Origin of the sequence: Pusillimonas sp. ANT_WB101 (assembly GCF_008369125.1) — a bacterium.
Lineage (GTDB): Bacteria > Pseudomonadota > Gammaproteobacteria > Burkholderiales > Burkholderiaceae_B > Allopusillimonas.
The window spans coordinates 295,945-315,012 of record NZ_VOAY01000002.1 but is presented as its reverse complement, the minus strand read 5'-3'; the positions used below and the strand labels follow the sequence as shown (position 1 = coordinate 315,012).

The following is a 19,068-nucleotide window of genomic DNA, read 5'->3' as shown; positions in this document are numbered from 1 at the left end:
ATAAAATTATGACTCTGAACATCAGGAGTTACGATATGGCCGATATCACTCGACGCACCTTGCTGCGCCATGGGATCGTTATGGGGGCGGGCGCGCTAGTCAGCGCCCCAGCATTGCGCTTTGCCCAGGCGGCACAAGCCCAAACACTAACGCTCTATAACGGTCAACATGCCCGCACCACGGCGGCGCTGGTTGACGCGTTTACCAAAGCAACTGGCATCAAGGTAGCAATCCGCAAAGGCAGCAGCTCGCAGTTGGCCAATCAGATCATCGAAGAAGGCCAGCGTTCGCCGGCTGATGTGTTCTATGCGGAAGAAAGCCCGCCTGTAGCAACCCTGGGCGAGAAAGGCCTGCTGGTCAAGCTGGATGACAGCACGCTCAGTCAGGTGCTGCCAGGCTACACAGCCAAAGACGGCGTCTGGACAAGCGTTAGCGCTCGATGTCGTGTCATTGCCTATAACCGCGATATGGTCAAACCTGCCGAACTGCCTGCCTCGGTGCTAGATATGGCAACCGAAGCCTGGAAAGACAAAGTCGGCTTCGTGCCCACCAGTGGCGCGTTCCAGGAACAACTCATCGCCATCAAATTTCTCAAGGGCCGTCCGGCGGCACTGAACTGGCTCAAAGGGCTCAAGCAATACGGCCGTATTTATAACGGCAATATGGCCGCCATGAAGGCGGTCGAGGCTGGCGAGATTGCCACTGCATTGGTAAATAATTACTACTGGTTCGCCGTTGCCAAGGAAGTTGGTGAAGACAAAATGAAGTCCGCACTGCATTACTCCGCCAACAAGGACGACCCGGGCGGCCTTATCACGGTATCTGCGGCAGGCATACTCAAGACATCCACCAATCAGGCTGCGGCGCAGCAGTTTTTGGCCTTCATGGTAAGTCAAGCGGGGCAGCAGGCCATTGTGGACTCGGTCGCTGAGTATCCATTACGTCCGGGCGTTGTGTCGCCATTTAACCTTAAACCTTTCGACGAGCTTGATCCCCCGAAGGTCAGCCCCGCTGATCTAGGCGACGCGGCTGATGCCCTGGACTTGCGCCGCGAAGCCGGGCTGGCGTGAACTGGATCAAGGCGTCTGCGCGCCATGCGCGCGCGACGCCTTCGCCCTGGATTATCGCTGCGACGCTGGTGCCGGTCGCGCTGGTGATGATGCCGCTGATTTATGTGACATTGCGCGCAGCGCAAGCCGGCTTGGGGGGGATCGGGGAAGAGCTTTTCCGCGGCCGCACGTACACGCTGCTGGCCAACACGCTAATACTTGCTACCGGCGTAACAGTTGCGGCAAGCCTGATCGGCGTCGCTGTGGCGTGGTGCGTGGAACGCTCCGATCTTTCTGGACGGCACCTATGGCGCGTTGCCGCGAGCTTGCCGTTGGCCGTGCCGGCTTTTGTGTCCAGCTATGCCTGGTCGTCCATCGACATCAGCTTCCAGAGCATGCCTGGTGCGATACTGATTTTGTCGCTATCCAGTTACCCGCTGGTGTATCTGCCTGTCGCAGCGGCACTGCGCAGCACCGACCCGGGTTTTGAGGACGTATCCCGTTCACTGGGCAATGGGCCATGGCGTACTTTTTTTCGCGCCTTGTTGCCGCAATTACTGCCGGCGCTGGGCAGCGGCGCGCTGTTAGTGCTCACCCATATGTTTGCCGAGTTTGGCGCGCTTGCCCTGCTGCGCGTACAGACGTTTACCACCGCGATTTTCCAATCGTATGAGTTGCAGTTCGACAGTGCATCGGCAGCGCTGCAATCTCTGGTACTTATGGCGCTATGCCTACCGGCCGCTTACGCTGAAATGCGCATGCGCGGCGTCAAGCGGGTTACGCGCGTGGGGCGGGGTAGTGCACGGCGGGTAACCACGGTACCCCTGAGGCGTGCAGCACCAGTTGTTCTAGTCTTTTTTATCTTGCTAGGCGTGCTGGGCCTGGGCGTTCCGCTGGGCACGCTGGCTTATTGGCTGCTGCATGGTAGCTCTGGGGGCCTCGGTTATTCAGAGATTCTGCCAGCCCTGATGGATACGGTCGTGTATGGTCTGTCAGGTGCCGTGCTCACCAGCATTCTTGCCATTCCCCTGGTTTTGCTTGCTGTGCGCCATCGTGGCCGTTTGTCCGCGTTTGCAGAGCGATTACCTTATATTGTTCATGGGCTGCCTGGCGTTGTCGTGGCACTTGCGCTGGTGTTTTTGTCTATACGGTTGGTGCCTGCCATCTATCAAAGCAGTTTGCTGCTGCTTTGCGCATACGCCATTTTGTTCCTGCCGCTTGCGCAGTCCTCATTGCGTGCGTCGGTTGAACTGGTATCACCGCAAATCGAGCCTATTGCCCGCAGTCTCGGCCGCCGGCCACTACAGGCGTTTATTTCTGTCGTTTTGCCCAATATTGCACCCGGCATCGGTGCCGCACTGGCACTGATGATGCTCGAAATTATGCGCGAGCTTACGGCCACGCTCATGCTGGCGCCGACCGGCGTCTCGACGCTGGCCACCCAGGTATGGTCGTATACCTATGATGCCGAATACGCGGCGGCGGCACCCTTTGCGGCGCTGCTGGTTCTGATTTCAATTATTCCAGTATGGTTCTTCACCCGACGCATGCTGCACTATGGAGAAACGCTATGAGTACTATCTCGATCGAGGGCGTTTGCAAACAGTATGGCAATGTCGACGTTCTTAGTCATGCCAGCCTGAGTGTTCAGCACGGCACCGTGAGCACGTTGTTGGGGCCTTCGGGCTGCGGTAAAACGACGCTGTTGCGTCTGATCGCGGGGTTCGATCGTCTGGATCAGGGCCGTATAGCATTCGATGAACGAATCGTCGCTTCGCCGTCTGTATTCGTACCCCCCGAACGTCGCGGCATTGGCTATGTGCCGCAAGAAGGCTCATTGTTTCCGCATCTAACCGTCGAGGGCAATGTGCGCTATGGCTTGCACAAACATCGGGGCAGCCATCAACGCGTCAAGGAAGCGCTGGCGCTAACCGGTCTCTCAGGCTTGGGCAAACGTTTCCCGCACGAGTTGTCTGGTGGTCAGCAGCAGCGTGTTGCCCTGGCGCGTGCGCTGGCTCCCGATCCCGCCCTGATCCTGCTGGATGAACCCTTCAATGCGCTGGACTTGGATTTGCGCCGGCGCATGTGTGAAGACGTAATCGGCGTGCTGAGGCAAACCGGGACCACCACGATTCTGGTCACGCACGATCCGGGCGAGGCCTTTGCCGTGTCGGATCGCATGGCGGTAATGCAGGCTGGTCAAATCATGCAATGCGCCAGTCCTGAAACCGTTTACTGGCGCCCAGCCAACCCTGCTGTTGCGCGATTGACGGGCGGCACGATTTTTCTCACTGCGCAGGTCACCGCGCAAGGCGTAGAGTCGCCTCTGGGCCGGCTTGCCATGCATGGCCCAGTTTCAGCCACGTTTGGTGCTGTTTCGATCATGCTTCGGCCCGAACAGGTTAGGCTTGCGCCGCAAGGTTCGGGCGTTTCAGCCCGCGTCATGCATCGCTCGTTTCGGGGCGACCATACCATGCTGGATTTAATGGTGGGTAGTACTCGGATCAGTCTGCGCACGCCTTCGCTGTCCGCGCCCGATCTTGGCGCTGTGGTGTTTTTGAGCGTTCAGGGCCCATGCATGGTTTACAGTGAGCCGTCCAGCCTGCAGGCAGAGCAGGCCCTCATGGCACACACAGTTGCCAAAATGGATTGGTAGTTAATTGCGCTGATCACGGTAGTACACACATACACCTGCCGCAGATGCATCGCAGCGCAAGCCATGCTGCCCCTTGCCGTGCCCAAAGTTGGCGTCATCTGACGCGGTTGTCGATAACGACACCGACTACAATCCGGCCATCGCGCCACGCGCGCTTTTGCTGATAATGCTGATTGCCATGTCTCCGTCTCTTATTGCCTCTAAAGCCGTTTCCATGGCACTGCTTTTTCCGGGCAACTTGCTGCTTTTGATGGCATTGAGTTGTGTTTTTCTATGGCGCGGCTATCGCCGCACAGGAATCGGCATCATTCTTGTCAGCATGTTGTGCATTATTGTGTTGTCTATGCCGGTGGTGTCCCACAAGTTGTTGAGCGAGCTCGAGGATGTACCGGTGCTTACGCCGGCAGCGCTGGATCAGGGTGCAGCGCGTGATGCGCAAGCCATCGTGGTGCTGGCCGGCGGAGTGCTATACCGGCAACCCGAGTTTGGTGGCATCAACACGACGGCAGAGTCAAGCTTGCTTAGAATCCGTTACGGTTCCTATCTACACAAGCGCACGGGCCTGCCCATTTTGGTGTCGGGCGGGGTGCCGGTCGATGGCGAGCCGTCAGGTCAGACTATGGCCAACGATTTGCACACATTTTTTGCCACACCGGTGCAATGGGTGGAGGGCAGGTCGGAGAACACCGCCGAAAATGCGCAGTATTCCTGGGACATGCTCACACCGCAGGGCATACAGACGATATTGCTGGTTACAAGCGCTTCGCACATGCGCCGCGCTATCGCCAGCTACCAGCGTGTTGGCTTTACCGTCATTCCGGCACCCACGGCCTTCCAGCCTGCGCCGCTGGATAACCTGCTGCAATACTTGCCCAAGCTCGACGGCCTGAATCAATCGAACACCGTCCTGCATGAATGGATAGGCGCGCTTTGGTACCGCATTGCTGAGTGACCGTGTGGAAGGCGGGCGGCCCTAGTAAAATTTCAGCCATTTCCGGGAGTAATATGGCGATTCTTCCATAACTGCTTTTGCCCCCACCGCGAGAAAAAATATCATGAGCGCAGCAGGCCAGGTTTCCGCCGAGATCAATCTGCCAGGTATTTTGCTTTATGACACATCACAACAAGGGCTGGAGCAATCCCGGCAGCGTTTCATGGCAAGGTTGCAGGCGCTGCAACTTGACGAAGATGTGGACACGTATGCCTTCCGGCACGCCGAGGCCAGTTGGGTTCAGTTTCGGCTAAATGCTGGCAAAGCGAAGCAGTGGGCACCCGATTGCGATACCACGCAGCTATGCAAGACTCTGGCGCTGGACACCCACGCCACCGCACGCGATCTTGAGCGTGAAATATTGCTGGCCATGTTGCGTGGGCCGGTTTCCTTTGCCTACCCCAGCTACGAAGAGCTAAGCTCGGCGGTTCGTATACGACAGAACATCGTGCAGGCGGCGCGGCTTACGGCGCTGGCCTTTGATACCGAACATGCCGAACGGCCTGAAGAATTCTGGGCCTACGCCCAGGATCGCGGCTTTACCTTGTTGCCGGGCAAACCCTTGATTGAAGCCTTGCAAAAGACGACGCAGCCGGATCGCTCGGGTAAGTTGTATTCGTTCTCCTGTTATCGCGCCACAGAGTATGTCATCTTGCTTGCCATTGCTCAGGAGCTGGCGGCTAGCAACCCCGCGCTTTTTGCTCAGCTGGAGCAGCAGTGGCAAACCCGCGCCATTATGTCGGGCCAGTTTCACGATGTGTTTCTGCGTGAATACGGCTCCATGGAGCATCCGTTGCCGCCCAAGTTCTACATTCCGGGTGATCGGCTGTGGTTTCGAAACCCTGACGAGCATTCTTCAAATATTGAAGGTTATGAAGGTTCCTGGGTTTTTTATCTGGGTTCAGGTTTGTTTACCAACTTCTGGAAACGCGATCAGCCTTTTACCCTCACGTCTAAGTGCGTAGAACTTTTTCATTGGCGTCATGCCACGTACCGTGATCAGGCCGGCAAGCTTCAGATGGATGAGGATGTGGTCGATGAGTGCGTAGCCAAGTCGCTGCACGATCCCACCGAAGTGGGGCGCATCATGGAACGCATGTTGCGCTGGCGTGATCCTCGCGGCATCTATGGTGAGGGCGGTTGCATAGACACAAGCCGAGAGTGTGCGTGTTTTGTGCGCCCTGAATCTTTGCAACTGCAGCTTCCGGGTTAAACGCAAGCCCGTTTTGCTGGGCTATAGAAAATGATCAAGCAGGCGACGACTGCCCTTGTCCAGAGCACTTACATTGCGAATTAAAAACTGTACGCCGTAGCCGTCAGCGATCAGCAACGTTGTTGATGACAGCCTGCGTATATCTTCTTCTGCCTTCAGCAGCAGGGTTGTTTCACCCTTATCGGTGTCGACCTGCCAGCGGCTGGGTGTGGCAAAGCTGGAAACCTGCCTTATACGGCGGATCTCTGGTGTGAACTCCCGGCTCGCCAGCTCTTCTTGCACCAACGTGCGCTGGTCCAGCGGCAAGTCATCGAGTCGGTCTAGCCAGACCTGCTCGGTGCCGTCGTCATCAACCAGTGCGATCCCTTCACTAGGGGCTGATATTGGAAAGCTGCGCACGGGTGTCAAAGGGCCGATTATTTTTCCGCTCATGATCAGCTGCAAACGTCCGAAGGCGTCATGGCCAAGCGCAAAGGCGTGATTGTCGCGAGGGTCATAGTGTTTCAAGACGTTCCCCTTCCCGTTCCTGATCCCAGTCATATTCTTTTGATCCAGTCGGAGAGCCTTCCTCCTGCGCCTGATGAAGCCTAAAGTAAGCGCCGTTGCGGGCCATTAACTCATCATGTGGCCCCACTTCAACGATTTTCCCGTGATCCAGAACCACCAGCCTGTCGGCTTGTCGCAAGGTGCTTAGCCTGTGCGCAATGGAGATCGTGGTGCGCCCACGCACTAGATTGTCCAGCGCTTTCTGGATTTCTTTTTCGGTGCTGGTGTCCACCGATGACGTGGCTTCATCCAGAATGAGGATAGGTGGATCAATTAGCAACGCGCGTGCGATCGAGATTCGCTGACGTTCGCCGCCCGACAAGGCTTGCCCACGCTCGCCGGCCAGCGAGTCATAGCCGTGGGGCAGACGCAAAATAAACTCGTGGGCGTGTGCTGCACGCGCAGCGGCGATGATTTCCTGACGAGTAGCCTGTGGCTTGCCGTAGGCAATGTTTTCGGCGATTGTGCCAAAGAACAGAAACGGCTCTTGCAGAACCAAGCCTATGTTGCGCCGGTAATCTGAAATAGACAGCGAGCGGATGTCCACGCCATCGACGCGTATTTGGCCGCTTGTGACATCATAAAAGCGGCAAATGAGATTGACCAGTGTGCTCTTGCCCGAGCCACTGTGGCCCACCAGGCCTATCATTTCGCCCGGCATAATGCTCAGGTTGATGCCGCGCATCACCGAGCGGTTGCCGTAACGAAAGCCCACATTGCGTAATTCGATGTGGCCTTTCAGTTGTTCGATGCGTACCGGGTTGGACGGTTCGGGCACGTTGGAAACATGGTCCAGAATATCAAAGATGCGCTTGGCTCCCGCAGCTGCCTTTTGCGTGAACGACACAATGCGACTCATTGAATCAAGACGCAAGTAAAAGCGGCCGATATAGGCCAAAAATGCTGTCAGCACGCCTACAGTAATCTGTTCATGACCGACCAGCCAGATACCGAAGGCCCATACCACCAGCAAACCCATTTCAGTCAGCAGGGTCACGGTGGGGGCAAAAACAGACCACAAGGTGTTGACCCGGTCATTGACAGCCAGATTGCGATTATTGGCTTCTCTGAACCGCAGAACTTCACGCCTTTCTTGAGCAAAGGCCTTGACCACGCGTATGCCCGGTATGGTGTCGGCCAGCACATTGGTAATTTCCGACCAGATGCGATCCACTCTTTCAAAGCCGTGGCGCAGGCGGTCGCGCACCAGGTGGATGAGCCAGGCAATGAAGGGCAGCGGCAGCAGCGTAACGGCTGCCAGCGAGGGGTTGATGGAAAACAGGATGGCCGCCGTCATGATGATCATGAGGACGTCAGTGGCGAAGTCGAGCAGATGCAGCGAGAGAAAGACGCAGATTCGGTCTGATTCAGACCCTATGCGTGAGATCAGATCGCCCGTGCGTTTTCCGCCAAAGTATTGCAGTGGCAGGGTTTGCAAATGCTTATAGGTCGCAGTGCGTAGATCGGCGCCGATACGCTCGCTCACCAAGGCCAGTATGTATGTTCGTCCCCAGTCTAGAACCCATGCCAGCATCGCTGAACCCAGCAACCCACCCAGGTACAGTTGCACCAGGCCGTAGTCGATGGGGGTGCCATTTTGAAACGGAATCAACACCTTATCCATTAAGGGCATGGTCAGGTAGGGTGCTACCAGAGAGGCGGCCGTAGACGCCAAGGTCAGCATGAACCCCAACAGCAAACGTCCTCGGTAGGGTTTGGCAAAGCGCCATAAACGCAACAAAGCCCAGGTGGAAGGAGGTGATGGCGGCGGGGGCGTATCTAACAGGGATTCAGGCAGTGATGCGGCCGCGGTGACTGCACCTGATTTCAACCCGCGCAGGCGCTCGAAGTGCTCCATCAACAACAGGGCACCCGGATTATTGCTTAGGGTATATCGCCAAATAGCGAGCCTTGACTTTGTGTCGTGCAATTCGAGCGTGCCGACGCCGGCATAGTCTCGATGATGAAGGTGAAGCTCGGGTCGTATTGCCCAGCTTTGCCATTCTGCATCGTGCGGCCCCTTGGTCAGCAGCCGTTTGTCCGTTAGCCCGACCACACCTTGTATGAAGTGCAGCTGGGTGTCCAGGTCAGTCTGAAACCAGGTCAGCAGCACTTCTTCTTCGGTTAACTGAGATTGCAGCATTGCGCCCGAGGCATCAGGCAGCACACTGGCGGCCAGACCTTCAGGGTTAGTTTTTTTAATCATCAATGTCGAGTGAACCATCTGCCGCAAATGTGTTCTTAGGGGGTTGGTGCGCTGTTGTAACGTGAAATACACCGACCTTGTAAGAAAACTGAACAGAAGCTGTGGTTTTTTTACATCTCACTACTGATTTTGTTCTCTTTACTGAAAATTGGCAAACAGATTTAGGCGTATTTGCAGTTAAATATATTTAAGTGGCTCCGCCTGGTTCCGCTTATTTTCGATGGCCTCAGATGCAATTTAAAACGATTGAATTCACCAATATGGTGATGTTGCGTGGACCGAATATCTGGGCGTATAGGCCAGTAATCGAAGCATGGGTGGATATCGGCACATTGGAAGATTTTCCTTCCAACACGATTCCGGGGTTGTACGAACGGCTGGTAGCCTGGCTGCCCACGCTCGTTGAGCATCGCTGCAGCGTTGGCGAGCGCGGAGGCTTTCTTAAACGTTTGCACGACGGCACCTGGGCTGGCCACATTCTTGAGCACGTTACGCTCGAGCTGCAAAGCCTGGCGGGCATGCCTGGTGGGCTAGGAAGGGCGCGCGAGACCTCAACCCGAGGGGTTTACAAGGTTATCGTGCGAGCCTGGCACGAACCCTTAACCCGCGCCGCGCTGTTTGCGGCGCGCGATCTGGTTATGGCAGCCATCGAAGACCGACCTTTTGATGTCGACGCGGCTGTCGATGCACTGCGTGATCTGGTTGAAGAACTGCGGCTTGGGCCTAGCACAACCTGCATTGTCGAGGCGGCAGATGACCGGGATATCCCCACCATTCGGCTAAGTGATGCCAATTTGGTGCAACTCGGTTACGGAGCAAGCCAGCGACGTATCTGGACCGCCGAAACCGACAAGACAAGCGCCATTGCTGAAAGCGTGTCACGCGACAAAGACTTAACCAAAAGCCTTTTGCAGGCCTGCGGCGTTCCGGTGCCCGAAGGTGTTTTGGTGGAAAACGTGGACGAGGCCTGGGGTGCTGCGCTCGAAATAGGCTTGCCTGTAGTCATAAAACCTCGCGACGGCAATCACGGACGTGGCGTGTTTACCAACCTGATGTCGCGACAAGAAATTGAAACCGCTTATGCGGTTGCTGTCGATGAGGGAAGCGGGGTGGTCGTAGAGCGTTTTGTACGCGGTGACGAACACCGCATTCTCGTCGTCGGAGGGCGCATGATTGCTGCGGCGCGAGGTGATGCGGCGACCGTAGTGGGCGACGGCGTAAACACGGTGCACCAGCTCATCCAATTACAGCTCAATTCTGACCCGCGTCGCGGCAGTGATGAAGACCATCCCTTGAATTTTATAAGGCTAGACTCCGCTGCCACGCTAGAGCTGGCGCGTCAGGGGCTAGATGCCGATTCAATCCCGCCTGCAGAAATGCCTGTGCTAATACAGCGCAACGGCAATGTTTCCATTGATGTGACCGACAAGGTGCACCCCAGCGTGGCCGCTGCCGTAGAACTCGCAGCGCGCGTGGTCGGTCTGGATATCGCCGGTGTTGATCTGGTGGCTGAAGATATATCGGTGCCGCTTGAAGCACAGCGCGGTGCGATCGTTGAAGTGAATGCAGGGCCCGGTCTTCTCATGCACCTGAAGCCGGCGGCAGGGCAACCACGCCCGGTGGGGCAGGCCATTGTGAATCACTTGTTTCCAGCAGGCGAAAAAGGGTATATCCCTATCGTCGGTGTCACAGGCAGCAAGGGGAAAACAACCGTCGCCCGCATTGTGGCCAGTTTATTGCAATTAAGCGGCAAATACACCGGGCTGGCATGCAGCGACGGGCTGTTCTTCGGTCGCCGCCATGTTCAGAAAACAGATGCGGCTAACTGGTCGGCTGGCCGTCGCGTGCTCATGAACCGTGCCGTTCAGGCTGGCGTGATCGAAAACGGCTGCCGCAGCATTCTGAGCGAAGGCCTGGCCTACGAACGCTGTCAAATCGGCATTGTGACCAATATTGACGAGGCAGACCTGCATCCCGATCTTTATGTTGATGAACCCGATCAGTTGATCAAGGTGTTTCGCACTCAGGTCGACACGATTCTTCCCGATGGCGTTGCAGTCTTGAATGCCGACGATGCCACTGTGGTGGACCTGGCCGCATTGTGTGATGGCGAGGTTGTTTTCTTCGGCTTGAACTCCGACAGTTCAGTTTTGATGGAACACAGGGCAGCCGGTGGTCGCACCGTATTTTTGCGCGACGCACAAATCATTTTGTCTCAGGGTTCGAATGAGAGCTTGCTCACTGAATTGACTGCCGTCCCGCTCATTGCAGACGCCACGGCCCAGTATCAAATTTGCAATGTATTGGCGGCTGTAGCCTCTGCCTGGGCTTTGAATATATCTCTGGATCTAATACGTGCAGGCATTGAGGCATTCGACGCGGAGCCGGTAGTGGCCTCTGCAGACAATGTGTCACCTGCGTTGCAGGCATATATCTGAACCGGTTTCGTGCACTCATGTTGAAACCATGATTGCGCACTTTGTGTTGCTACATGGCAACAAGGAAGATCATCTGATGGAAGTTTCCAGAGTGCGGGCGCTGCGCGGCCCCAATTTGTGGGGGCGGCAAACCGTTTTCGAAGCCATTGTGTCGTGCACGGAAGTCGAGTGCGGCATCGATAATGTAGAAGCCTTTGAAACCCGGCTGCGCGCGCGTTTTCCAGATATTGATATTTTGCAGACTTTTTCCAGGCGGAACGCCGTAAGTTCGCTGGCCTATGCCCTAGCCTATGCCACCCTGAGACTGCAGACGCTCGCGGGTTGCCCCGTGGCATTTAGCCGGGTGACAGCCACGACGGAGCCGGGCGTATACCAGGTGGTGGTGGAATACACTGAAGAGGCTGTAGGTCGCATGGCATTTGAGTTGGCACAACAGCTTTGTGCTGCTGCCCTGCAGAACCTTCCCATTGATTTAACAGACCGCCTGACGCGCCTGCGCGAGTTAAATGACGATGTGCGGTTGGGCCCCAGTACCGGGGCCATTGTTGCCGCTGCCGTCAAACGCAATATTCCCTTTCGCCGTCTGACACAAGGCAGCCTGGTTCAGTTTGGCTGGGGTCGCAAACAGCGGCGGATTCAGGCTGCCGAAACAGACACCAGCAGCGCCATCGCAGAAGCGATTGCCCAGGACAAGGAGCTGACTAAAAGCCTGTTGTCTGCCGCCGGCGTCACCGTGCCAGATGGTGGTTGCGTAAGCAGCGCAGACCAAGCTTGGGAGGTGGCGCAGCATATTGCCGCGCCCGTGGTGCTGAAGCCCGTCGATGGCAGCCAGGGCAGGGGGGTAACGGTCAATATAGAAGGGCGTGCACAAATCAACGCCGCTTATGCGATCGCTTCTGAATTCGGGCCGGAAGTCATTGTGGAGCGTTATTTTCCGGGCCATGATTTTCGTCTGCTGGTGGTGGGCGACAAACTTGTCGCCGCAGCTCGCCGAGATCCCCCACAGGTGATCGGTGATGGTAAACAGACGATTGCTCAGTTGATAGATGTCGTCAATGCTGATCCGCTGCGCGGCGATGGTCACGCAAGCTCGCTGACGAAGATTCACCTTGATGAAATCGCCCTTGCCACCATGGCGACGCAAGGGTATACCGCTGAGTCTGTTCCCAAGAAGGGGGTACAAGTCACCCTGCGCAACAACGCAAATCTGAGCACAGGAGGCACGGCCACAGATGTTACCGATCACGTTCATCCTGAGCTGGCAGCGACCGCAGTCGCCGCAGCACAAATGGTGGGGCTGGATGTCTGCGGTATCGATCTGGTCAGCGAAAATGTCTTTGACTCGCTCGACAAGCAGCGGGGCTGCATCGTCGAAGTAAATGCAGCGCCTGGGCTGCGCATGCACATTTACCCCTCGTTTGGTAAAGGCCGCGCCGTGGGCGAAGCCATTATCGACTCCATGTTTGCCGAGGGTGATAACGGTCGTATTCCTTTGGTAGCTGTAACCGGCACCAATGGCAAGACGACGACCGTGCGCATGATCGCCCACCTGATTGCGTCATCGGGGCTGACTGTTGGCATGACCAATTCTGATGGTGTTTACATCGGTCAGCATCGTATCGACACAGGTGACTGTAGCGGCCCTCGCAGTGCTCGCAACGTGCTGCTTCATCCTGATGTGGACGCCGCCGTGCTTGAAACTGCCCGTGGCGGTGTGCTACGTGAAGGGCTTGGTTTTGACCGCTGTGACGTGGCTGTTGTGACCAACGTGGGCGCGGGTGATCATCTGGGCATGGGGTTTGTCAGCACCGTTGAGCAACTGGCGTTTGTGAAGCGCGTGGTCGTTGATAACGTCTCGCCCGAGGGTATGGCAGTTTTGAATGCGACCGATCCCATGGTCGCGGCCATGGCCGATAACTGTCAGGGTTCCGTCATATTTTTTGCCAGTGATCGCAATCATCCCTTACTGGCTACACATAGAGCCAAGGGGCATCGGTCTGTCTTTGTGGACGACGGGGCTATTGTTCTGGCTCAGGAAGGTGTTGAACAACGCATTGCGCTGAGTAAAATTCCGCTGACGTGCAATGGCGCTTTCGGGTTTCAGGTTGAAAACGCCATGGCGGCGTTGGCAGCAGGCTGGGCGCTGGGCCTGAGCTGGGAAACCCTGCGCGAAGGCGCGGCAAGCTTCATCAACGACACGCACGGTGCGCCTGGCCGCTTCAATATGTTTTCATATCATGGCGCCACGCTCATCGCCGATTATGGTCACAACCCCGATGCCATCATGGCACTGGTGCAAGCCGTAATCGCGTTGCCTGCCAACCGGCGCAGCGTGGTCATTAGTGGCGCGGGCGATCGGCGCGACATCGATATCAGTCGTCAAACCGAAATTCTTGGTCATGTTTTTGATGATGTCATTCTTTACGAAGACATGTGCCAGCGGGGACGCGACGATGGTGAGGTGCTGGCCCTTTTGCGGCAGGGGCTGCAAAACGCCAGCCGAACGAGCTATGTGCAAGAGGTTCACGGCGAGTTTCTGGCAATTGATACCGCGCTGGATCGCCTGCGTGAGGGGGATTTGTGCCTGGTGCTAATCGACCAGGTTGAGGAGGCGCTGGCGCATATTGAGCAGAGAATTTCTCAGAGCGTAGTGACGACCTAAATTGGCCCCTGGTGAGCCATATCAATGTGTTGCCTGTGCCATCTGCCAGGCAGCAGCAGCCTATGGACGCTACAGGCATTGGCTGTAAAACCCTGTTCCGCTTAGCTAACCACACCCCCCAAACCGGGGGCAATTCAAAGTCCGGAACGTAACGTATGGCAGCTCACAAAGATAAGGCTTCCTCCGACTGGTTGGAACAAAACTGGCCTCGAGTTCACCGGCATCTGCGCTTTAGCGTTTGTGCTTCGATTTTTATCGTGCTTGCCGTCGTGATGTCCGTGCTCGGGTTACCTGCTGAGCTTAGCCTGCTCCTGGCCTTTAATATAGCCGTGGTCATATTTCTCGGGGCCACTGTCATCATGTTCTCGCGTTCAAACACGCAATCTATCCTGCGACGTGCACGCAAGGAAGACGAAGGCTATTGGGGGTTTATTCTGAGCAGTGCTGGCGTAGCAATCGTGGTGCTGGTTGCGCTGGCTGCAGAATTGCATACCAGCAAGCACACAGGCAGTCTTCAGATAGCGCTGGCGGTGTGCAGTCTTATTTTGGCGTGGCTGTTCATGAACACCATCTTCGCACTGCATTACGCGCATGAGTTTTATGGTGACAGTGGCAGCAAAAATGCCGGACTGGATTTCCCCGGTAAAATCGACCCAGACTATTGGGACTTCGTGTATTTCGCGTTTGTCATCGGAATGACTTTTCAGGTCTCTGATGTGGAAATTAACTCACGTGCAATCAGGCGCGTAGTGCTTGCACACTCCATGATCGCGTTTTTCTTTAATGTGATCGTGATTGCGCTCAGCGTTAATATTCTTGCAGGCAGTACGTAAAGCCTGCAAGAATATTTTTTAGAACTTCGATGAGGTCGCAGACCGTAAACGATATTAGAACGGGTACTGCCTTGGTGTGCGCTGCACACTCACCCATTGCACAGTAGAGAACTCTTCAATCGCCCATTCGCCGCTGAACCGGCCCAACCCCGAGTTTTTCTCACCACCAAATGGTACATGCGCTTCATCATTGGTTGGCATGTCATTAACGTGAGTCATACCGGCTCTGACGTTGCGGGCAAACGTCAGGCCTCTGTTCAAGTCACCGCAATACACGGCACTGGAAAGACCAAATTCTGTGCCATTGGCCAGCTCCAGAGCGTGTTGTTCATCGCGCGCCTTCTGGATACCCGCCAGAGGACCAAAGATTTCATCACTGCTGATTTCCATATCGGGCGTTACGTCGCCGAATACGTGCGGCGGCATAAGTTGCCCTTGTACTTCACCCTCAAGCAATACGGTTGCCCCTTGCTCTTTGGCCCGGGCAATCTTGCGCTGCAAACCCTCCAGCTGTGACTTGTTGATGATGGGACCAATAACAGTCCCCATGGCCGAGGGGTCGCCAACCTTAAGTTTGCGTGCGTGTGCGACGAAGTCTTCAACAAAACGATCGTACAGGTGCTCATCAACAATGATTCGGTTGATCGCCATGCAAATTTGTCCCTGATGCAAAAACTTGCCGAATACGGCTGCCTTCACGGCTTGCTCGACATCTGCATCGTCAAGCACGACGAACGGGCTGTTGCCGCCCAGCTCCAGCGCCACTTTTTTGAGATATCGGCCACCTGTGGCGATCTTGCCAATGTTCTTGCCAACCGGCGTTGAGCCGGTAAATGAGATAAGCGCAGGAACTGGGTGCGCAACAAAATCATCGCCAATGGCTGACCCAGGCCCAATCACCACACTTAGCACGCCAGCTGGCAGGCCTGCCTCTGCAAAGATGCGACCAAGCAACAAGCCGCCAGTGATGGGTGTGTCGCTTGCTGGTTTGATGACCACGGCATTTCCTAACGCCAGGGCTGGCGCTACCGAACGCTGTGACAAGTGCAGCGGGAAGTTCCAGGGGCTGATCACGCCCACCACCCCTAGAGGACGGCGGTAAACCAAGTTTTCTTTACCCGGAATATCGCTGCTCAGCGTAGCCCCTCGAGATCTGCTGGGCATGCTCGCTGCTTCCAGCGTGATTGCGCGGGCACTACCCCACTCAATCGTGGCTTTCAGTTGTGTACTGCCAGCCTCGCGGATCAGCCAGTCAATGATTTCATCTTTACGTTGGTCGAAAATAGCCACTACACGGTGCATTAATGCTGCGCGTTCGCTGGGGGGCGTGTTCGCCCATTCAACTTGCGCCTCGGCGGCCTTGCAGTAAGCGGCATCCAGATCAGCGGAGGTGGCAGAGCGAATAGTGGCCAGTGTTTCACCGGAGTACGGGTTTGTGACAGAGCGGGATGCTTCGCCGCTGCCTTCACGCCATTCTCCTGCCAGTAGTTGCAGGTGAAAATCTTGGTAACGGTCGACCATGGGCTCTTCCTCGTTTAGAAATTACCCTGCGAATGCAACGTCAGCGCAGATACCGGTTACGCGGACGGCGCAGAGGTAATGGGACATGAAATCGTCGCCCGATTGGCGACGGATGTGGAACCTTTTATGACGTTAAAGATGTTCGCTTGGATACTTGAAGATACCATATGATGCGTGACAGTTCTTAGGTCTTGGTGCCCTGACCACGGTAGAAACCATCGCCCTACCGTGCAAGTGGAAGCCTAAAGCTGAGAGTACGCGCGACGTCAATGAAATGATGAATGGCCGTGCTTCTGTCACAGGTCAGCGCCAGACACTGTCTACGCGGTCGAACGCTCCCACGCGAAGGTCGGCCACCCCGTCGATCAGAGCTCGTTTGACGATTTTTCGGGTTGGCGTGCGAGGAAAATCTTCGGTCATGTAGGCTATATAGCGTGGCACCTTGAATGCCGCTAGGTGTGTCGCACAGTGGGCCAGCACATCCTCTGGTGGCACCTCCGTCTGGGTGAGGCCCTCGCGCAGCTTCAGATATGCCTTGACCTCCTCGCGTCTCAATGGGTCGGCAACGGCCACGACGGCGGCCTCCTCGATTTCGGGCATAGCGCGCAGTGCTGCTTCTACTTCGATCGCAGCGATGTTCTCGCCTGCTCGTTTTATCATGTCCTTGATGCGGCCGACGATATAGTGGTAACCGTTGGCGTCGCGGCGGAACAGGTCTCCGGTGCGAAACCATCGACCGCGAAAAGAGTCCGCATTGGCTTCAGGACGCTTGTAATAACCCCAGAAAATCGCCCGGCCAGCAATCCAGAGTTCGCCTTCTTCTCCTTCCTCGACATCGTTGCCAGCCGAATCGACAATGCGTAGTTCGCGAAATGGCATCGCCAACCCGCAGCTTCCCGTATGAGCCATATGCGTGGCGTCAGGCGGCACGTGGCTCGCGCCGCCGACCTCTGTCATTCCGTATCCTTCCCGCGCGACCACGTTGTAGCGGCGCTCCACCTCGCGCCTCGCCTCGGCGCCCCAGCCATAGATCGAGAGATATTTCAGGTGTAGTTGGGAATCAGTTTCCGGCGTTGCTGACTGCTTCAGAGCGACCTCGGGATAAATGCACATGTGGATGCGGTATTCACGCAGCCAGTCATGGAAGCGAGTAAGACTCATACGGCGTGCGACGAATGCAGTACCTGATAGCCATACTGTCATCAGGAACTGCCATTGTGCGTCCATGTAAAAAAACGGTGCCCAGACTAGAACATTGCGGACCTCGCCGTTCGAACCACGCGTCATCGCCGCCAACCGACTAATCAGCATCCAGTAGTCGTGTGAGAGCAGGCACCCTTTGGGAAAACCCGTCGTGCCTGATGTGTACTGCAAGTTCAGCAGATCAGAGGCTGTGACCGGTGAGGGTGCACAGAACGGCGCTTCGCCTTTGGTGACGAGTTTTTGCCAGTCTAGGTGAGCTGTTCCGGTATCGGCACCATGTACGATGATGCCATTGTCGGATAACAGTGACGGAAGTGGCGTCACGCTGTGCAGTACAGGTAGGAGCTCAGCATCAATCACCAGGAATTGTGCGTCGGAATCTTCGAGCACAAAACGCAGTTCATGGCTAGTGTAAGCCGTGTTGACCGGAACCATGACCGCACCGATGCGTCCGAGAGCGACCCATGTGATGGGAAAAGCGGCCACGTTCGGAAGCATGACCGCCACGTGTGTGCCTTTGCGGACACCATGAGCTAACAGGCTGCTCGCAAGACGGTCTGCGGCGACGTCAAATTCCCGATACGTGTATTGCACGCCGTCGTCGAACCAATGACCAGCGACCGCATCTCCCAGTGTCAGCGCACGTTCACGGATGAGTCCACCGAGTGTTGTGGGAACCCCCTCGGTAACGTCCATCGCCTCTCGTAGGCGCTTGATCTGCATCACACCAGGGTCGGTTGTTTCAGGCGAAAGTGGGTTCCCAAAGGCCGCAGTAGATGTCTCGTGCATTATTTGTGCGCTCCCGTGGTCTGTAGAGTAGGCTCTGCGATGTCGGTCGAGTCCATCTTGAATAAACGTGCTGCATTGCCACCGACCCACCCTGCGAGCACGCCTTCTTCAAGTGGCAGCGCCTCCAGCTCGTCGAAGTATTTACGTACAGGTTGCAGCGGCCAATTCGACCCACAAATTATGCGATCCTTTAGAATAGTGCGGCCGTACTGCAACAGCGGTTCGAAGCCCGAGCCGGCTGTCTGCAGGTACTTGGGTCGCATAGCGTTGAGCGCGATATGCACGTTGGGGTGGCGCCAGGCCACACCGATTAACTCGAGTATCCAGGGAAATGCGGGCACTGATGCGACGACTTTCAGCTCCGGGAAATGCACCATCACCTCGTCAAGGTAGCGCGGCAAGCCGTAGGTCATGGGAACGGCGGACGAGAATGACATGCCTACGTGGACGTTTACGGGAACATCCAGTTCGATGCACTTGGCATACAGTGGATACAGCTCCTTAGCGTTCACCGCGAGCTTGTGCTCGAAGCAAGGAAGATGCAGGCCTCGAAGCCCTAAATGAAGGATTGCATGTTCGAATTCGCGTAGCGCAGCGATGCCCTTGTGAGGATCAACACTGGCTAACCCGATAAATCTTGGCGCGTGGGCATGGCAAAATTCGGCGACCGTTTCGTTGGCGACTTTTATGCCAAACGTGGTCTCCACATCACGGGCACGTATTACTACCCGGTCGATACCCAACTCGTCGTAAGTTCGCAGATACTCAGCAAGGTCGTCCGCCTCGTTACCTACCTCGGTCGCGGCTTTATCTTCGGCGCGCGCGAGGCTGGCCGCAAAAACCTTTTCGTAGTTCGCCATATGGCGCGATGGGTTTCGGCCGAGAGTGGCCGTCGGAGGGATACTTGCGTAGTCGATTTTTATCATAATGGTGAATCCTAGTAATAACCTGATGTGCTCAA

The 19,068-nt window shown here is 56.1% G+C and carries 13 protein-coding genes; 8 read left to right on the top strand and 5 right to left on the bottom strand.

The window, feature by feature from the left end; genetic code table 11:
- The first annotated feature begins 35 nt into the window (after window positions 1–35).
- From FQ179_RS10375 to FQ179_RS10355, 5 genes are all read left to right on the top strand, one after another.
- Window positions 36–1,070 carry an iron ABC transporter substrate-binding protein gene (locus tag FQ179_RS10375; protein ID WP_149397232.1) on the top strand — a complete coding sequence of 345 codons (1,035 nt, stop codon included), beginning with the start codon at window positions 36–38 and terminating at the stop codon, window positions 1,068–1,070.
- Window positions 1,067–2,623: an iron ABC transporter permease gene (locus tag FQ179_RS10370; protein ID WP_223146232.1), complete on the top strand. Its 1,557-nt coding sequence runs from the start codon at window positions 1,067–1,069 to the stop codon at window positions 2,621–2,623. Before FQ179_RS10375 ends, FQ179_RS10370 begins: the two co-directional genes overlap by 4 nt.
- Window positions 2,620–3,705, top strand: coding sequence for an ABC transporter ATP-binding protein (locus FQ179_RS10365; protein ID WP_149397231.1), 1,086 nt, complete (start codon window positions 2,620–2,622; stop codon window positions 3,703–3,705). The genes FQ179_RS10370 and FQ179_RS10365 overlap by 4 nt, the downstream gene beginning before the upstream one ends.
- 88 nt (window positions 3,706–3,793) lie before the next feature.
- A complete protein-coding gene (locus FQ179_RS10360) occupies window positions 3,794–4,657 on the top strand; it encodes a YdcF family protein (protein ID WP_149397230.1) in 864 nt (287 codons plus the stop codon).
- Window positions 4,658–4,760: 103 nt separating this feature from the next.
- Entirely contained in the window at window positions 4,761–5,909 is a 1,149-nt protein-coding gene (locus FQ179_RS10355; protein WP_149397229.1) for a hypothetical protein, read from the top strand.
- Between the two features lie 21 nt (window positions 5,910–5,930).
- Here the strand turns inward: FQ179_RS10355 and FQ179_RS10350 are convergent, their stop codons facing one another.
- Window positions 5,931–6,416, bottom strand: a complete 486-nt coding sequence (locus tag FQ179_RS10350; RefSeq protein WP_370459861.1) for a DUF1854 domain-containing protein — start codon at window positions 6,414–6,416, stop codon at window positions 5,931–5,933.
- Window positions 6,403–8,661 carry an ABC transporter ATP-binding protein gene (locus FQ179_RS10345; protein ID WP_149397228.1) on the bottom strand — a complete coding sequence of 753 codons (2,259 nt, stop codon included), beginning with the start codon at window positions 8,659–8,661 and terminating at the stop codon, window positions 6,403–6,405. Before FQ179_RS10345 ends, FQ179_RS10350 begins: the two co-directional genes overlap by 14 nt.
- A 230-nt stretch (window positions 8,662–8,891) precedes the next feature.
- Between FQ179_RS10345 and cphA (FQ179_RS10340) the strand changes: the two genes are divergently transcribed.
- The 3 genes from cphA (FQ179_RS10340) to FQ179_RS10330 all read left to right on the top strand — a co-directional run bounded on the left by cphA (FQ179_RS10340) (window position 8,892) and on the right by FQ179_RS10330 (window position 14,594).
- Window positions 8,892–11,099: a cyanophycin synthetase gene (gene cphA, locus FQ179_RS10340; RefSeq protein ID WP_149397227.1), complete on the top strand. Its 2,208-nt coding sequence runs from the start codon at window positions 8,892–8,894 to the stop codon at window positions 11,097–11,099.
- 76 nt (window positions 11,100–11,175) lie between these two features.
- Window positions 11,176–13,761 carry a cyanophycin synthetase gene (gene cphA, locus FQ179_RS10335; RefSeq protein ID WP_149397226.1) on the top strand — a complete coding sequence of 862 codons (2,586 nt, stop codon included), beginning with the start codon at window positions 11,176–11,178 and terminating at the stop codon, window positions 13,759–13,761.
- 155 nt (window positions 13,762–13,916) lie between these two features.
- Complete coding sequence (locus FQ179_RS10330) at window positions 13,917–14,594, top strand: DUF1345 domain-containing protein (RefSeq protein ID WP_149397225.1); 678 nt, start codon at window positions 13,917–13,919, stop codon at window positions 14,592–14,594.
- Window positions 14,595–14,648: 54 nt separating this feature from the next.
- On the opposite strand, the gene FQ179_RS10325 is transcribed toward FQ179_RS10330, so the two are convergent.
- The 3 genes from FQ179_RS10325 to FQ179_RS10315 all read right to left on the bottom strand — a co-directional run bounded on the left by FQ179_RS10325 (window position 14,649) and on the right by FQ179_RS10315 (window position 19,033).
- On the bottom strand, window positions 14,649–16,115 hold the full coding sequence (locus tag FQ179_RS10325) for an aldehyde dehydrogenase family protein (protein WP_149397224.1): 1,467 nt from the start codon (window positions 16,113–16,115) through the stop codon (window positions 14,649–14,651).
- A 303-nt stretch (window positions 16,116–16,418) separates the two neighbouring features.
- Complete coding sequence (locus FQ179_RS10320) at window positions 16,419–18,107, bottom strand: class I adenylate-forming enzyme family protein (protein WP_255474941.1); 1,689 nt, start codon at window positions 18,105–18,107, stop codon at window positions 16,419–16,421.
- Window positions 18,107–19,033: an amidohydrolase family protein gene (locus FQ179_RS10315; protein WP_149397223.1), complete on the bottom strand. Its 927-nt coding sequence runs from the start codon at window positions 19,031–19,033 to the stop codon at window positions 18,107–18,109. Before FQ179_RS10315 ends, FQ179_RS10320 begins: the two co-directional genes overlap by 1 nt.
- Window positions 19,034–19,068 lie beyond the last annotated feature (35 nt).

What these genes read in the sequence shown, in the direction of transcription:
- FQ179_RS10375 (WP_149397232.1), top strand. Translation starts at nt 36, where the DNA reads ATGGCCGATATCACTCGACGCACCTTGCTGCGCCATGGGATCGTTATG.
- cphA (WP_149397226.1), top strand. Translation starts at nt 11,176, where the DNA reads ATGGAAGTTTCCAGAGTGCGGGCGCTGCGCGGCCCCAATTTGTGGGGG.
- FQ179_RS10320 (WP_255474941.1), bottom strand. Translation starts at nt 18,107, where the DNA reads ATGCACGAGACATCTACTGCGGCCTTTGGGAACCCACTTTCGCCTGAA.
- FQ179_RS10355 (WP_149397229.1), top strand. Translation starts at nt 4,761, where the DNA reads ATGAGCGCAGCAGGCCAGGTTTCCGCCGAGATCAATCTGCCAGGTATT.
- FQ179_RS10315 (WP_149397223.1), bottom strand. Translation starts at nt 19,033, where the DNA reads ATGATAAAAATCGACTACGCAAGTATCCCTCCGACGGCCACTCTCGGC.
- FQ179_RS10345 (WP_149397228.1), bottom strand. Translation starts at nt 8,661, where the DNA reads ATGATTAAAAAAACTAACCCTGAAGGTCTGGCCGCCAGTGTGCTGCCT.
- cphA (WP_149397227.1), top strand. Translation starts at nt 8,892, where the DNA reads ATGCAATTTAAAACGATTGAATTCACCAATATGGTGATGTTGCGTGGA.
- FQ179_RS10325 (WP_149397224.1), bottom strand. Translation starts at nt 16,115, where the DNA reads ATGGTCGACCGTTACCAAGATTTTCACCTGCAACTACTGGCAGGAGAA.
- FQ179_RS10330 (WP_149397225.1), top strand. Translation starts at nt 13,917, where the DNA reads ATGGCAGCTCACAAAGATAAGGCTTCCTCCGACTGGTTGGAACAAAAC.
- FQ179_RS10365 (WP_149397231.1), top strand. Translation starts at nt 2,620, where the DNA reads ATGAGTACTATCTCGATCGAGGGCGTTTGCAAACAGTATGGCAATGTC.